Annotated in this window: 16 protein-coding genes and 1 pseudogene; 9 read left to right on the forward strand and 8 right to left on the reverse strand. The window is 72.2% G+C overall.

Annotated features, from left to right (window positions below):
- Nucleotides 1-47 precede the first annotated feature (47 nt).
- Genes ACWEVN_RS18535 through ACWEVN_RS18550 form a run of 4 tightly spaced genes read left to right on the forward strand, consistent with a single transcriptional unit; the run spans nt 48 to nt 3,143 of the window.
- Complete coding sequence (locus tag ACWEVN_RS18535) at nt 48-716, forward strand: TetR/AcrR family transcriptional regulator (protein WP_452052042.1); 669 nt, start codon at nt 48-50, stop codon at nt 714-716.
- 56 nt (nt 717-772) lie between these two features.
- Complete coding sequence (locus ACWEVN_RS18540; protein WP_452052043.1) at nt 773-1,573, forward strand: alpha/beta fold hydrolase; 801 nt, start codon at nt 773-775, stop codon at nt 1,571-1,573.
- A complete protein-coding gene (locus tag ACWEVN_RS18545) occupies nt 1,573-2,802 on the forward strand; it encodes a PP2C family protein-serine/threonine phosphatase (RefSeq protein WP_452052044.1) in 1,230 nt (409 codons plus the stop codon). Before ACWEVN_RS18540 ends, ACWEVN_RS18545 begins: the two co-directional genes overlap by 1 nt.
- Nucleotides 2,799-3,143, forward strand: coding sequence for an STAS domain-containing protein (locus ACWEVN_RS18550; RefSeq protein WP_452052045.1), 345 nt, complete (start codon nt 2,799-2,801; stop codon nt 3,141-3,143). The genes ACWEVN_RS18545 and ACWEVN_RS18550 overlap by 4 nt, the downstream gene beginning before the upstream one ends.
- Here ACWEVN_RS18550 and ACWEVN_RS18555 read toward each other — a convergent pair.
- Both ACWEVN_RS18555 and ACWEVN_RS18560 read right to left on the reverse strand, forming a co-directional pair.
- Entirely contained in the window at nt 3,133-3,501 is a 369-nt protein-coding gene (locus tag ACWEVN_RS18555; RefSeq protein ID WP_452052057.1) for a hypothetical protein, read from the reverse strand. The two genes, ACWEVN_RS18550 and ACWEVN_RS18555, sit on opposite strands and share 11 nt — an antisense overlap.
- 65 nt (nt 3,502-3,566) lie before the next feature.
- A pseudogene (locus ACWEVN_RS18560) lies at nt 3,567-4,492 on the reverse strand (LysR family transcriptional regulator).
- Between the two features lie 72 nt (nt 4,493-4,564).
- On the opposite strand from ACWEVN_RS18560, the gene dapA reads away from it, so the two are divergent.
- The 3 genes from dapA (at nt 4,565) to glmS (ending at nt 7,669) form a co-directional block, all read left to right on the forward strand.
- A complete protein-coding gene (gene dapA / locus ACWEVN_RS18565) occupies nt 4,565-5,446 on the forward strand; it encodes a 4-hydroxy-tetrahydrodipicolinate synthase (protein WP_452052046.1) in 882 nt (293 codons plus the stop codon).
- 112 nt (nt 5,447-5,558) lie between these two features.
- Entirely contained in the window at nt 5,559-5,831 is a 273-nt protein-coding gene (locus ACWEVN_RS18570) for a hypothetical protein (RefSeq protein WP_449681427.1), read from the forward strand.
- A gap of 14 nt (nt 5,832-5,845) precedes the next feature.
- Nucleotides 5,846-7,669 carry a glutamine--fructose-6-phosphate transaminase (isomerizing) gene (gene glmS / locus ACWEVN_RS18575; RefSeq protein ID WP_452052047.1) on the forward strand — a complete coding sequence of 608 codons (1,824 nt, stop codon included), beginning with the start codon at nt 5,846-5,848 and terminating at the stop codon, nt 7,667-7,669.
- Nucleotides 7,670-7,713: 44 nt separating this feature from the next.
- Here glmS and ACWEVN_RS18580 read toward each other — a convergent pair whose 3' ends face one another.
- The 6 genes from ACWEVN_RS18580 to ACWEVN_RS18605 form a co-directional block, all read right to left on the reverse strand.
- Nucleotides 7,714-8,889: an NAD(P)/FAD-dependent oxidoreductase gene (locus tag ACWEVN_RS18580; protein WP_452052048.1), complete on the reverse strand. Its 1,176-nt coding sequence runs from the start codon at nt 8,887-8,889 to the stop codon at nt 7,714-7,716.
- Nucleotides 8,886-9,086 carry a ferredoxin gene (locus ACWEVN_RS18585; RefSeq protein WP_452052049.1) on the reverse strand — a complete coding sequence of 67 codons (201 nt, stop codon included), beginning with the start codon at nt 9,084-9,086 and terminating at the stop codon, nt 8,886-8,888. Before ACWEVN_RS18585 ends, ACWEVN_RS18580 begins: the two co-directional genes overlap by 4 nt.
- Nucleotides 9,087-9,106: 20 nt before the next feature.
- The gene (locus ACWEVN_RS18590; protein ID WP_452052050.1) at nt 9,107-9,691 is read right to left on the reverse strand and encodes a TetR/AcrR family transcriptional regulator; all 585 of its coding nucleotides are present in this window, start codon (nt 9,689-9,691) and stop codon (nt 9,107-9,109) included.
- 95 nt (nt 9,692-9,786) lie between these two features.
- A complete protein-coding gene (locus ACWEVN_RS18595) occupies nt 9,787-10,995 on the reverse strand; it encodes a cytochrome P450 (protein ID WP_452052051.1) in 1,209 nt (402 codons plus the stop codon).
- A gap of 116 nt (nt 10,996-11,111) precedes the next feature.
- Nucleotides 11,112-11,546: a pyridoxamine 5'-phosphate oxidase family protein gene (locus ACWEVN_RS18600; protein WP_452052052.1), complete on the reverse strand. Its 435-nt coding sequence runs from the start codon at nt 11,544-11,546 to the stop codon at nt 11,112-11,114.
- Entirely contained in the window at nt 11,543-12,109 is a 567-nt protein-coding gene (locus ACWEVN_RS18605) for a TetR/AcrR family transcriptional regulator (RefSeq protein ID WP_452052053.1), read from the reverse strand. The genes ACWEVN_RS18600 and ACWEVN_RS18605 overlap by 4 nt, the downstream gene beginning before the upstream one ends.
- A gap of 87 nt (nt 12,110-12,196) precedes the next feature.
- Here ACWEVN_RS18605 and ACWEVN_RS18610 point away from each other — a divergent pair, with 87 nt between their 5' ends.
- Nucleotides 12,197-13,219: an aldo/keto reductase gene (locus ACWEVN_RS18610; RefSeq protein ID WP_452052054.1), complete on the forward strand. Its 1,023-nt coding sequence runs from the start codon at nt 12,197-12,199 to the stop codon at nt 13,217-13,219.
- Complete coding sequence (locus ACWEVN_RS18615) at nt 13,216-14,070, forward strand: LLM class flavin-dependent oxidoreductase (RefSeq protein WP_452052055.1); 855 nt, start codon at nt 13,216-13,218, stop codon at nt 14,068-14,070. The genes ACWEVN_RS18610 and ACWEVN_RS18615 overlap by 4 nt, the downstream gene beginning before the upstream one ends.
- The last annotated feature ends 123 nt before the right edge of the window (nt 14,071-14,193 follow it).

The raw sequence follows: 14,193 nt of genomic DNA on the forward strand, positions 1-14,193 counted from the left end.
TTCGGAATGTACGTCGTACACTTGAATGTACGCTGTATATTCCGGACATGCCACAGCTGATCTGGCACCACCCGGAGCCGCCGGGCCGGAAGAACGCGCTCACCCGCGCTGCGGTGGTGCGCACGGCGATCGAGGTCGCCGACGCCGGCGGGGTCGCCGCGCTGACCATGCGGACGGTGGCCGACGCGCTGGGCGTGTCGACGCCGATGTCGCTGTACCGGTACGTGCTGAACAAGGACGGCCTGGTCGACCTGATGCTCGACGCGGTGTCGGCCGAGGTCGCGGTGCCGGCCGCCCCCAGCGGCGACTGGCGCGCCGACCTGCGCGGGCTCGCGCTCAGCCTGTGGGCGGTGATCGGCCGGCACCGCTGGTACGCCGAACTGGTGGACGGCCGGCCCCCGTTCGGCCCGCACACCCTGCGGCGGGCGGCGTTCCTGCTGTCGGTGCTCGACGGCGCCGGCCTGTCCCCCGCTGTCGCGTATGCGTCGCTGCTGGACAACTACGTGACGGGAACGGCGATGAGCGTCAGCCGGGAGCTGGTGCTGCTCGAAAGTTTCGGCATCGGCTCGACGGAGGACCTGCAGGCGTACGCACCCGAGATGGCCGACGACTCGCTCGCGACGTGGCTGGCGGACATGCCGGACCTGACGGCGGACGGCCGCTTCGAGCTCGGCCTGGACTGCCTGCTCGACGGCTTCGCCCAGCGGCGCCGCTGACCGCGGTTGCGTTGCTCAGTACGCAGGGCCGCGGGGTCGGTGGCAGGATGTGCGCGGTGAGCATGCGCGCCAGGAACAACGTGACCGTCACCGGCCCGGACGACGGCCCCACCCTGGTGCTCGCGCACGGCTTCGGCTGTGATCAGAACCTCTGGCGGCTCGTCGTCCCGGCCCTCGCGCAGCGGTACCGGGTCGTTCTCTTCGACCACACCGGCGCCGGCCGCTCCGACCTCTCCGCCTGGACCCCCGAGCGCTACGGCAGCCTCGACGGCTACGCCGACGACGTCCTCGCCATCTGCCACGAGCTCGACCTGCGGGACGTCGTTCTCGTGGGCCACTCGGTCAGCGCGATGATCGCCGTGCTGGCCGGCAACCGGGAACCGGACCGGGTCGCGAAGCTCGTGCTGCTCACGCCGTCGCCCTGCTACCTCGACGACGGCGACTACCACGGCGGGTTCAGCCGGGCCGACATCGACGAACTGCTCGAGTCGCTCGAGTCGAACTACCTGGGCTGGTCGGCGACCATGGCGCCGGTCATCATGGGCAACCCGGACCGCCCCGAGCTGGGCGAGGAGCTGACGAACAGCTTCTGCCGCACCGATCCCGCGATCGCGCGCGTCTTCGCCCGGGTCACCTTCCTCTCCGACAACCGGGCCGATCTGGCGAAGGTTTCCGTGCCCACGCTGATCCTCGAGTGCGAGAACGACGCCATCGCGCCGCCCGCGGTGGGGCGGTTCACCCACGAGCAGATCGACGGCAGCACCCTGGTGACGCTCGCCGCCACCGGGCACTGCCCGCAGCTCAGCGCGCCGGAGGCGACGGCCGCCGCGATCACGGCGTTCGTGAGCGGGCCGTGATGTGCGAAGACCACCCTGGTCCGGGTGGTCGGGAGAGCGCGGCCCCGGAATTCTCGGCCCTGCTGGAGGACAGCGCGGAAGACCTCTACGAGCACGCCCCCTGCGGGTACCTTTCGACGCTGCTCGACGGCACCATCGCGAAGATCAACACCACTCTGCTCGGCTGGCTCGGCTACGAGCGCGACGACGTCGTCGGCCGGCGCCGGTTCGCCGATCTGCTCACCGTCGGCGGCCGGATCTACCACGAGACGCACTTCGCGCCGCTCCTGCGCATGCAGGGCGAGCTCGGCGGCGTCGCGTTTGAGTTGAAGACCGCCGACGGGAGCCGGCTGCCGGTGCTGGTGACCTCGACGGTCAAGACCGGCACCGACGGGCAGGCGCAGCTGATCCGCACCACGATCTTCGACGCCCGTGACCGGCGGGCCTACGAACAGGAACTCCTGAGGGCCCGCGAAGCAGCCGAGCGCGAACGCGACCGGGTGCAGCGGCTCGCGCGGACGCTGCAGCAGACTCTGTTGCCGCCCACGCTGGCCGAGGTGCCCGGCGTGCAGGTCGCGGCCTACTACCACCCGGCGTCGGCCGACGAGGTCGGCGGCGACTTCTACGACCTGTTCCCGCTCACCGAGGACACGTGGGGGTTCTTCCTCGGCGACGTGTCCGGGAAGGGCGCCGCCGCGGCCGTGGTGACGTCGCTGGCGCGCTACACCCTGCGGGCCGCCGCGGTGCACGATCCCGAGCCGGCCACCGTGCTCGACCGCCTCAACACCGTGCTGCACCACGAGTACCGCGGCGCCGATCCGCGCTACTGCACCGTCATCCAGGGCCGCATCCGGCCCGGGGCGGACGGCGCGGCGGTCACCCTGGCCACCGGCGGCCACCCGCCGGCGCTGCTGATCCGCGCCGACGGCACCTCCGCGTTCCTGCCGGTCCCGGGCGGCCAGCTGGTGGGCGCGCTGCCCCGGGCGCGCTTCGCCACCGAGGACGTCTTCCTGAACCCGGGCGACACTCTGCTGCTCTACACCGACGGCCTGACCGAAGCCCGCACGCAGGGGCGCGTCCGCTACAGCGAAGAGCAGTTGCAGGAGCACCTGACCGGCCTCGCGCCCACGACGGCACCGGCGGTGATCACGGCGGTGACCGGCCTGCTCGCCGGCTTCGGCGACGGCGTCGAGGACGACACGGCGCTGCTGGCGCTGAGCATCCCGCTTCCCGGAGGCGATTCCGCGTGACCGGCATCCCGTTCTCCGTCGCGACCCGCACCACCGGGGCCGGGGCGGTGGTCACCGTCGAGGGCGAACTCGACGTGGCGACCGCGCCCCGCCTCCGCGCCGGGGTGGCCGCGCTCGCCCTGGGGCCCGGTCAGCTGCTGGTGGTGGACCTGGCCGGGGTGACGTTCTGCGACTCCAGCGGCATTTCCGCGCTGATCGCGGCCCGCAACGTCGCCGAGGCGGCCGGGGCGGGCGTCGCGCTGGCGGCGGTTCCGGACCGGCTGAGCCGGACCTTCGGGCTGATCGGCCTCGGCGACTTCTTCCCGACCTACCCGAGCGCCGAAGACGCCTTCAAAGATTGACGATCCCGAAGGCGAGCAGGCCCGCGACCTTCAGCACCTCGAGCCCGATGTAGCCGAAGTGCGCGTGACTGCGCGGCCCGGTTTCCCCGGCCAGCACCCGATCCGAGCGACGGGTCAGCGCGGGCCGGACGGCCACCAGCTGGACGAGCAGCACGAGCACCACCGTGGCGCCGAGGACCACCGCCGTCGTGGTCCGCGGCCCGAGCCCGAGGCACCCGGCGAGCCCCAGCGCGAACAGGACCTCGACCCGGTTCAGCGCGGCGAACACGACCCGGCCGATGCCCAGCCCGAGCGGGAGCGTGACACCGGGGGCGCGGAACTTCAACGGCGCTTCCAGGAACGAAATCGCCAGCACCATCCCCAGCCAGGTGAAGGCGATCGCGGCGGCGACCGGCACAGCGCCCTCCTCGCGAGCGGCTCCCGTTATACCCCGACCCTAGCGCCGGCCGAAGCCCCGCTCTCGAGACGCGCGGCCGGATCCAGCTCGGCCAGCACCGCCCGGATGGCCGGGCTGGCCTCCGCGCTCCGCCGCCACACCGCGTGCACCTCTCGCTTCGGCGGCCGCCGAAGCGGGAGCGCGAGCAAGCGATCCCCCAGCGGCGGCCGAGCCAGCCTCGGGACCAGCGCCACCACCTGCCCCGAAGCCACCAGCGACAGCTGCGTCGCGAAGTCGTCGACCCGGTGCCGCACGTCGGGCTCCTCCGCGAACAACCGCCGGAACCACTGGTGGCACACGGTTCCCGGCGGACTGGTCACCCACGCGTGCCCGGCCAGCGAAACCTCGTCCAGGGGCGCGCCGGCCTCCGCCAGCGGGTGCGTGCGGCTCACCACCACGTCGCCGACGTCCGTGTGCACCCACCGCTGGGCCAGCGCCGGCGGCAACGGCGTGGGCAGCAACCCGTCGGCGTCGTGGACCAGGGCCAGCTCGGCGGTTCCCGCGAGGACGCTGCGCAACGCCTCATCCGGGTCCTGCTCCGTGATCTCCACGCGCAGTTCCGGGAACGCCAGCCGCGGCATCAGGGGCGCCAGCAGGCCGCGGATCGCCGTCGAAAAGGCGACCACCCGGAGCGTGCCCCGCGGGGCGCCTTCCGCTACCGATTGGGCGGCTTCGGCGCAGCGCTCCAGGGCCTGGAACACCTCCGGCGCCGAGTCGACGATCGCCTGGCCCGCCGGGTCAGCACCACCCCGCGGCCCGCCGGCGCCAGCACCGGGACGCCGACCTGCCGTTCCAGCCGCTTGATCTGCTGCGAGACGGCCGACGCCGTGAACCCCAGCTCCTCGGCCGCCCGCGCCAGCGTCCCGAGCGCCGCCACCGACCGCAACGCCCGCAGTGCACCCACCTCGATCATGAAGCCACGCTACGCAATATCGGCAAAAAAGCATCGCTGGACCGCAGCAGTCCTGCCCGGCACGGTCGGACCATGACCGAATTCGGCACCAACCTCGTCGCGATGGTGACCCCCATGGAGCCCGGCGGCGCGCTCAGTGCGCCCGGCCTGACCCGGCTCGTCGAGCACCTGCTGGCCACCGGGTGCGACGGCCTCGTCGTCGGCGGGACCACCGGCGAGTCCCCGGCCCTCTCCGCCGCCGAGTCCGCCGGCCTCGTCCGGGCCGTGGTCGCGCAGGTGGCGAACCGGGCGCGCGTGATCGCCGGCGTCGGCACCCACGACACGGCCTCGAGCGTCCGCCGGGCCCGCGAGGCCGAGGCGGCGGGCGCCGACGCGCTGCTGCTCGTCTGCCCCTACTACTCCCGGCCGACGCAGGCCGGCGTGGTCGCCCACTGCCTGGCCGTCGCGGACGCCACCGAGCTGCCGGTGATGCTCTACGACGTTCCCGCGCGCACCGGCGTCGCGATGGCGGCGGCGACGTTGATCGAGCTGGCCGGCCACCCGCGGATCCGGGCGGTCAAGGACGCGAAGGGCGACCTGTTCGAGGCGATGACAGTGATGGGCCGGACGTCGCTGGCGTACTACTGCGGCATCGACGAGCTCAACCTGCCGTACCTGGCGTGCGGCGCCGCGGGCCTGGTCAGCGTCGTGGCCAACGTGGCGGCCGAGCGCACCGCCGACCTCATCCGCGCCGTCCGCGACGGCGACCTAGGGACGGCGCGCGCGCTCCACGCCGCGCTGATCCCGCTGACGGACCGGCTCATGCGGTCCGGCACGGGCGCGGCGAACGCCAAGGCCGCGCTGGCCGAGCTGGGGGTCATCCCGCACGCGAGCGTGCGCCTTCCGCTGGTCGAAGCGGAGCCGGCGCTCAGCGCAGGAGGTACACCGAGACGTGCGGGCGCGACTCCGTCGTGACCTCGTCTTGTCGCACGTCCCCCCGCCCTCGCCCGGAGGCGCGGAAACTGTCCAACCATGCAGAACTTGCCCGATTTCGGGCAGGAATTTGGGGTTCGCGACCCGAAGAGGCATGATGACCCGCGTGGAGGACACCGACATCGTCGAGCGCGTGGCCGCGTCCACCGGGCTGCCGCCCGGGGTCGCCGCCCGGGTCGTCGACGACGTCCTGGCCTTCTACCGGACGCCCACCGAGGACTACGTGCGCCGCCGGCACGCCGAGCTGCAGGCCCAGGGCCGGAAGAACCCCGAGATCTTCCCCCTGATCGCCGGCGAGCTCCGCGGGCGGCTGGTGGCCGCGCCCGTTCTCTCCGAGCGGCAGCTGCGCCGCATCGTCTACGGCTAGGAAGAGGTCTCCCCATGTGCGGGATCGTCGGTTACATCGGCGGCCAGAACGCCGCCCCCATCCTGCTCGAAGGCCTGACCCGGCTCGAGTACCGCGGCTACGACTCGGCGGGCATCGCCGTCCTCGGCGCGAAGGGCGCCGCCCAGGTCCACCGGGTCGTCGGGCGGGTGCGCAACCTCGCCGCCGCGCTGCCCAAGCGGCTCACCGGCAAGGCCGGCATCGGGCACACGCGCTGGGCCACGCACGGGCCCGCGTCGGAGGCCAACGCGCACCCGCACACCTCCGAAGACGGCCGGATCTGCGTCGTCCACAACGGCATCATCGACAACGCCGACACCCTCCGCGCCCAGCTCGCCGACGCCGGCGTCACCCTCGCGTCCGAAACCGACACCGAGGTCCTCGCCCACCTGATCGCGCGCTCGGCCGCCGAAACCCTCGAAGACGCCGTCGTCGAGGCGGTCTCCCGGATCACCGGCACGTACGCGATCGCCGTCACCGACAGCGCGCACCCGGACCGGTTGGTCATCGCGCGCAACGGCTCGCCGCTGATCATCGGCGTCGGCGAGCGCGAGATGTTCGTCGCCAGCGACCTCGCCGCGCTGGTCCGGCACACCTCGCAGGTCGCGCACCTCGACGACGGCGAGTTCGCGACCGTCTTCGCCACCGGCTACCGCACCTTCACCGTCGACGAGAGCGACACCACCAAGCCCACCACCGAGATCGACATCGACGCCGAGGACCTCGACCTGGGCGGCTACCCGCACTACATGGCCAAGGAGATCCAGGAGCAGCCCGAGTCCGTCGAGCGGATCATCCGCGGCCGCCTCGACGACCGGTTCGGCGTCGCCCGCCTGGACGGGCTCAACCTGACGCCGCGGGAGCTGCGCGGGTTCGCCCGCGTGAAGATCCTCGGCTGCGGCTCCGCCTACTACGTCGGCCAGATCGGCGCGACGATGATCGAGGAACTCGCCCGGATCCCGGCCGACGCCGAAGCCGCGTCGGAATTCCGCTACCGCAACCCGATCATCGAGGCCGACACGCTCTACATCGCGGTCAGCCAGTCCGGGGAGACGATCGACACCGCTTTCGCCGTCGAGGAGATCAAGCGCAAGGGCGGCCGGGTCGTCGGCCTGGTCAACGTGGTCGGCTCGACCATCGCCCGCGCCTGCGAAGGCGGCGTCTACCTGCACGCCGGCCCGGAGATCGCAGTCGCCTCGACCAAGGCGCTGACCAACATGGCCGTCGGGTTCGCCCTGATCGCGCTGGCGCTCGGCCGGGTGCGCGATCTGTCCAATGCGGACGGTCAGCGGATCATCGACGCCGTCCGCGCGCTGCCGGGCCAGATCAAGTCCATCCTGGACTTCGAGCCGGAGATCGCCGAGCACGCGAAGACCGTCGCCGCCGCGAAGAGCCTGTTCTTCGTCGGCCGCGTCCGCGGGTACCCGGTGGCCCGCGAGGGCGCGCAGAAGTTCAAGGAGATCTCCTACCGGCACGCCGAGGCGTACCAGACCTCCGAGCTCAAGCACGGCCCGCTGGCCCTGATCGACGAAGCCCTCCCGACGGTCGCCGTCGTGCCGTCGGACGAGCTGACCGAGCGCAACCTGGCCGCGGTCCAGCAGATCAAGGCCCGTGGCGGCGCGGTCCTGGCGGTGACCCACGCGGACGTCGACTTCGGCGAACTCGACGTCCCGCGGATCGTGGTGCCCAAGACCGAGCCGGAGCTCGACCCGATCCTGCTGACCATCCCGCTGCAGCTGCTCGCCTACCACGCGGCGCTGACTCTGGGCTACGACATCGACAAGCCGCGCAACCTGGCGAAATCCGTCACAGTCGAGTGACCCTCCAGCCCAGGCGCCGTGCGGCTGCCCGGCGGATCGAGGTTTCAGGCTCTCCCGGCGAGGGCCGCCCCGGCGATGTCCTGGCGCCGCAGCCGGGCCTGCTTGGGCATGTTCCAGCCGAGCACCCCGGTGACGCCCCCGCCACGCCGGTACTCCGCCACGAACCGCCCCGCAGCCGGGTCACCCTCCACAACGGACACTTCGGCGTCCGCGAACAGCGTTCCGTGGACGTGGATCCGGGCGTCGAACTGGGTGGTCCAGAAGTACGGCACCGGCGTGTACGGGCGGTCCTCGCCGAGGATGTTCCCCGCGACCGCGACCGCCTGTTCGGTGGCGTTGGTCCGGTTTTCCAGCCGCAGCACCGCATCGAGCCCTTCGTGGTGCCAGCGGGCGACGTCACCGGCCGCGTAGATCCCCTCCGCCGCCCGGCAGCGGGAGTCGCACACCACGCCGTTGTCGCACAGCACCCCGCTGCCCGCCAGCCATTCCGTCGCCGGCGCGGCTCCGAAGGCGACCACGACGACGTCGGCGGGGAGCACCTCTCCGGTCGCCAGCCGCACTCCGGTCACCCGGCCGTCTTCCGCGGCGAGCCCGGTGACCGCCGAGCCGAGCCGCAGCTCGACGCCACGAGCGGAGTGCAGTTCGGCGAGCAAACCCGCGGCGAGGGGGCCGAACTGGTAGGCCAGCGGCGCGGACTGGGGGCCGGCGAGGGTGACCGGCAGGCCCGCCGCGCACACGGTCGCGGCGATCTCCGCACCGAGCACGCCGTCGCCGACGACCACCACCCGCTTGTCCGGCGCCAGGTCCGCACGCAGGGCCAGGGTGTCGTCGAGGGTGCGCAGCACGTGGACGCCGGCCAGGCCGTCCTGCCCGGGCAGGGTGCGCGGCCGCAGCCCGGTGGCGAGCACGACCGCGTCGGCGGTCAGGGTCCGCCCGGCCGCGCTGTGGACGGTCCGCGCCCCGGCGTCCAGCCGCACCGCGGCGTCGCCGAGCACGAACTCGGCGTCCAATGCGGACAGTGCGTCCGATGCTCGCAGCCGAGTCTGCTCGGGTGTCCAGCTCCCGCCGAGGACCTGCTTGGACAGCGGCGGCCGGTCGTAGGGCAGGTGCGCTTCGGCGCCCAGCACGGTCACGCGGCCCGCGTACCCCTTGCGGCGCAGGGCTTCCACGGTCGCGAGCCCAGCGGCCGAGGCGCCGACGACCAGGACGTCGCCGATCATCCCTCCTCGCTGACCGAGATCGCGACCCCCGGGCACACGCTCGCCGCCTCGCGGACGGTCGCGTGCAGCGCCTCGGCGGGGTGCTCGTCGAGCAGGACGACGATGCCGTCGTCGTCGCGCTGGTCGAACACGTCCGGGGCGAGCATGACGCAGGTGCCGGCGCCGCAGCACTTGGCCTCGTCCACGCTGACCTTCATGGCTTATCCCTTCCTCGCGGTTACTTCGTGACCGGCGCGAGCCACAGCCCGGCCAGTACGTCGGTGAGGGCGGCGGCGGTGTCGCGCCAGCCGGCCCTCGGGGTGCCCGTGCCATCGGCGAGGGCGCGTTCGCGCTCGGCCATCGCGTGCATCAGCACGAGGCGGGTGACGTCGTTGCGTTCGGCGCGGACTTCGGCGGGCAGTCCAGGCAGGCAGCGGTAGAGGCCCGTGAGGGTCCGCGCCAGCGACGGGGACGTCAGGGTCTCCTCGATGATGACCGCGCGCAGCGACGGCTCGGTCATCACCTGGGCGGCGAACCGGGCGAACCAGGTCGGCGTGCCCAGCTCGGCCAGGTGCTCGGTCGTCGGGTGCACCAGGCACGCGAGCCAGTCCCGCAGTCCGTCCTGGCCGCGGTCCAGCCGGCGGCCACGCAGCCGCTCGACCGGCCCGGTGTGCTTGCGGACGATGGCCCGCACCAGCTCGGCCCGGGTGCCGAAGTGGTAGCCCACGGCGGTGTTGTTCCCCTGCCCGGCCGCCTCGCCGATCTGCCGGTTGGACACGGCCAGGACGCCGTGCTCGGCGCAGAGACGTTCCGCGGCGACCAAGATCCGCTCCCGTGTCGCCCGAGCGCGTCCGGCCCGGCCCGCCGCGGTCACCCCTGGCGCGGCCGCGCAGCCCCGGCCGGGCCCGCGCGCCGCCGTCACCAGCGGACGGGCAGTTCCCGCAGCCCGCCGACGGCGAGCCCCTCGACGCGGCGCAGCTCGTCCGCCGGGACCGCGAGCTCGAGGTTCGGCAGCTTGCGCAGCAGCACTTCCAGCACGACCTGCAGTTCGGTGCGGGCCAGCGGCTGCCCGAGGCACGCGTGCGCACCGGCGCCGAAGGCCAGGTGCGGGTTCGGGCTGCGGGTCAGGTCGAGTTCGGCGGCGTTCTCGAAGGCGCCTTCGTCCCGGTTGGCCGCGGCCATGCTGCACATCGCGGTGGTGCCCGCCGGCAGCACGGTGCCGCCGACCTCGAAGTCCTCGGTGAGGTAACGCTGCATGCCGACTCCCGCATTGGCGTCCGCCCGCAGCGCCTCCTCGACCGCCGTGCGCACCAGCGACGGATCGGCCAGCAGCTGCTCCCAGCGGCGGCGGTCGGCCAGCAGCATCGCCGTCATCTTGGCGATCATGTTCGCGGTGGTTTCGTGGCCGGCGATGAGCAGGCCGATGCCGGTGGCGGCCAGTTTCGCGTCGGACCAGCCGGGAGCGTCGGCGATCAGCGCGCTGAGGATGTCGTCTCCCGGTTCGGCCCGCTTGGCGGCGAGGTGCCCGCCCATGTACCGGCCGAACTCCGCCTGCGCCGCGTCGAACTCCGCCTGGGTGTAGCGGGTCATGCTGAGCATGACGTCGGACCAGTGGGCGAACCGGTCGCGGTCGGTGTCCGGCACGCCGAGCATGTCGCAGATGACCCAGACCGGCAGCGGGAAGGCGAGGCCCGCCTTGAGGTCGCCGGGCGCGCCCTTGGCGACCATCTCGTCGATCAGCTGCCCGGCCATCGCCGCCATGCCCGGCCGCAGCGCGTTCATCCGCTTGGCGGTGAACCACTTCCCGATCGTGCGGCGCCACGTCAGGTGGTCCTCGCCGTGCTGCGGCAGCACCGACGCCATCTCGCTGTTGAACACCCCGCCCGACTCGGTGTCCGCGACGCGGGCGGCGTTGTCCCCCGGCGTCGGCCGGGTGAACCGCGGGTCGGACAGGACGGTCTTGACGTCGGCGTAGCGGGTGATCAGGGCGGCTTCGTCCCCGCTGGCCAGCGCGACGCGCGCGACCGGGCACTTCTCGCGGAACTCGGCCCACTCGGCGGGCGGCTCCAGCGCGGTGGCGGCCTCGAACGGGAACCGCGGCAGCGATTCGGGGTGGCTTGGCGTCATGACGGGCCTCTCGTTGGTGAATGTCCCCTGTCCCGAGGATGGCGACGATCTTGTGTTAAGTCAAGCAGTTGACTTAATTGCCGGAGACAACACGACACCGATCGCCCGAACCGGAGTTATTCGCGCTCGACCTTGCGCAGGCCGCCGCCCGGCGTCCACCACTCGACGACCAGCAGCGTCGCCGCCTCGTTCAGGTGGGTGTGCACGACCTCGGCGACGTCGGCCACGAACCGCTCGCCGTCCTCGGTGCGCACCCGCCCGGCGATCTTGGCCTCGCCCGGCCACCGCGCTTCTTCGCCCTCGACCGGGTCGACCGTCGCGCTGTGCAGTGCGAACCGCGGGTCCCGCCGCAGGTCCGCGCCCTTGCGCGCGTTCGGCATCGACCCGAAGGCCAGCTCACCGTCCTCGAAGACCGTTTCGATCCCCGAGATCCGCGGTGAGCCGTCCGCCCGCAGGGTCGCGATCGTCTTGTGCTTGTGCGCGTCGAACAACGCCCGCACCCGCGCCGCGAACTCCGGCTCCGCCGCTTCGAACTCTCGCCACGCCGTCATGCGCCCATGGTCTCGCACCGCAGCCCGGCGACAAGCAGCTTCACCATCCCCCGCGCGTCGTAGCGGGGGTCGTCCGCGCCGATGCAGAGGTTGCCGACCCCGCGCATGAGGTCGAGGGGCGCCACCTCGGCCCGCACTTCGCCAGCGGCGGTCGCCGCGTCGAGCAGCTCGCCGCACGCCGGCACCAGCCGGTCCAGGAAGTACGCGTGCAACGCCTCGAAGCCGGTGTTGTCGGATTGGAGCACCCCGGCGAGGCCGTGCTTGGTCACCAGGAAGTCGACGAACAGGTCGATCCACCGCGTCAGCGCGGTGTACGGCGACTCGCACGAAGCCAGCAGGGCCGGCGCCGCCTCCGTGCAGGCGTCCACCTGGTGCCGGAAGACGGCGATGATCAGGTCCGCGCGGGTCGGGAAGTGCCGGTAGATGGTGCCCATCCCGACGCCGGCCTTCGCCGCGATGTCGCGGACCGGCGCGTCGACGCCGGAGGCGACGAAGACCGCGGCCGCGGCGTCGAGCAACGCCTTCTCGTTGCGCCGGGCGTCCGCGCGCTTGGGCTTGTCCACCGATCCTCCTTGCTAAGCGGAGCAGTGTTCCGTATCGTTAGCGGAGCAACGTTCCGTTTGCTCCATCTTGCCACGGAGGCCTCTCTCATGCAGTACCGCACCTTGGGCCGCACCGGTGTCCAGGTCAGCACCCTCGCGCTCGGCGCGATGAACTTCGGCCCCATCGGGAACACGACCCAGGACGACGCCACCGCCATCGTCGACGCCGCCCTCGAGGCGGGCGTCAACCTGGTCGACACCGCCGACTTCTACGGCGAGGGCGAGTCGGAGACGATGGTCGGCAAGGCGATCGCCGGCCGCCGCGACGACCTCGTGCTGGCCACGAAGGCGACCATGCCGATCGGCGAGGAGCGCAACCACCGCGGCAATTCGCGCCGCTGGCTGGTCACCGCGCTCGACAACAGCCTGCGCCGCCTCGGCGTCGACCACGTCGACCTCTACCAGATCCACCGCTGGGACCCGGCGACCAGCGACGAGGAAGCGCTTTCCGCGCTGACGGACCTGCAGCGCGCGGGCAAGATCCGGTACTTCGGGTCGTCGACGTTCCCGGCCTACCGGATCGTCCAGGCGCAGTGGGCCGCTCGCGAGCACCACCTCGGCCGGTACGTCACCGAGCAGCCGAGTTATTCGATCCTGCAGCGCGGCATCGAGGCGCACGTGCTGCCGGTGACCGAGGAGTACGGCATGGGTGTGCTGGCGTGGAGCCCGCTGGCTTCGGGCTGGCTGTCGGGCGCGGTCCGCGCGGGCCGGGAGCTCAGCGGCAACCGCGCCAAAGTCCTGCCGCAGCGCTTCGACCTCGACGTCCCGGCCAACCGCGCCCGGCTCGACGCCGTCGAAAAGCTGGTCAAGGTGGCCGACGCGGCCGGCCTCACCCTGATCCAGCTGGCGCTCGGCTTCGTCACGGCGCACCCGGGCGTGACGAGCGCACTGATCGGCCCGCGCACGCTCGACCACTTGACGTCCCAGCTGGCGGCCGCCGACATCGTGCTGCCGGCCGACGTCCTGGACGAGCTCGACACGATCGTCGCGCCCGGCGTCGACCTGGCCCCGGACGAGAAGTTCGACACCCCGCCGGCCCTGCTGGACCCGACCTTGCGGCGGCGTCGGTGAAGTACGGCATCATGACCGCACCGATGCAGGTGGGGTACGACGAGATCCTGCGCGTGTGGCGCGAAGCGGACCAGGTGCCGGAGATCGAGCACGCGTGGCTGTTCGACCACCTGCTGCCGATCGCGGGCGACCCGTCCGGCCCGATCTTCGAGGGCTGGACCCTGCTGTCGGCCCTGGCGGCCCGGACATCGCGGTTGCGCATCGGCCTGTTGGTGACCAGCAACAGGTTCCGCCCACCGGCAATGCTGGCCAAGATCGCAACGACGGTCGACATAGTATCGGGCGGAAGGCTCGACTTCGGCATCGGCGCGGGCTCCCGGCCAAGCCATCCCCTGGCGCGCCGAGAGTACGACGCACACGGCTTGCCGTACGACAGCCAGGACGACGCGGTGGCGGCCCTGGCGGAGGCGTGCACGGTGATCCGTCGCTTGTGGACATCCCCGGAACCGTTCGACTTCGCGGGCAAGCACGTATCGTTGACGGGAGCATTCGGAAACCCGAAGCCGGTACAGAAACCACACCCCCCGATCATGATCGGCGGCCGGGCAAGCGCAACACTGAGAGTGGTAGCCGAGCACGCAAACCAGTGGAACATCCCGGGCGGCGGCGACATCGAGGATCTGGCGGCCCGCAGCCGGTTGCTGGACAGGTATTGCACGGAGATCGGCCGAGACCCCGCCGAGATAACGCGATCGATCTTCCTCCCGGTGGAGTACAACCAACCGGAGCTGACGCGAGGGAAGATAGCCGAAGCAGCAGAGGCGGGCTTCGAACATGTGGTGCTGGGCTTGGGAAGCCCGTACCCCGAGGGAGTGGCGAAGTGGGTGGCGGAGGAACTGATCCGCAGGTAAGCGCAACGCGCTTGTCATCGGAGGAGCTGGGTGGTCATCCCGTCGCCTGAGGCCGTGAAATCACTTTGAGCCGGGCCCGCAACCCACAGCGCGAGGCTGGGTGACGACGCGGGCTTGCGGGCC

The organism is Amycolatopsis sp. NPDC003861, assembly GCF_053605405.1.

Bases quoted from the DNA above. Each gene is read 5' to 3' on its own strand.
- glmS (WP_452052047.1), top strand. From the start codon at position 5,846: ATGTGCGGGATCGTCGGTTACATCGGCGGCCAGAACGCCGCCCCCATC.
- ACWEVN_RS18600 (WP_452052052.1), bottom strand. From the start codon at position 11,546: ATGACGGCGTGGCGAGAGTTCGAAGCGGCGGAGCCGGAGTTCGCGGCG.
- ACWEVN_RS18610 (WP_452052054.1), top strand. From the start codon at position 12,197: ATGCAGTACCGCACCTTGGGCCGCACCGGTGTCCAGGTCAGCACCCTC.
- ACWEVN_RS18545 (WP_452052044.1), top strand. From the start codon at position 1,573: ATGTGCGAAGACCACCCTGGTCCGGGTGGTCGGGAGAGCGCGGCCCCG.
- ACWEVN_RS18555 (WP_452052057.1), bottom strand. From the start codon at position 3,501: ATGGTGCTGGCGATTTCGTTCCTGGAAGCGCCGTTGAAGTTCCGCGCC.
- ACWEVN_RS18570 (WP_449681427.1), top strand. From the start codon at position 5,559: ATGATGACCCGCGTGGAGGACACCGACATCGTCGAGCGCGTGGCCGCG.
- ACWEVN_RS18595 (WP_452052051.1), bottom strand. From the start codon at position 10,995: ATGACGCCAAGCCACCCCGAATCGCTGCCGCGGTTCCCGTTCGAGGCC.
- dapA (WP_452052046.1), top strand. From the start codon at position 4,565: ATGACCGAATTCGGCACCAACCTCGTCGCGATGGTGACCCCCATGGAG.
- ACWEVN_RS18580 (WP_452052048.1), bottom strand. From the start codon at position 8,889: ATGATCGGCGACGTCCTGGTCGTCGGCGCCTCGGCCGCTGGGCTCGCG.
- ACWEVN_RS18535 (WP_452052042.1), top strand. From the start codon at position 48: ATGCCACAGCTGATCTGGCACCACCCGGAGCCGCCGGGCCGGAAGAAC.
- ACWEVN_RS18585 (WP_452052049.1), bottom strand. From the start codon at position 9,086: ATGAAGGTCAGCGTGGACGAGGCCAAGTGCTGCGGCGCCGGCACCTGC.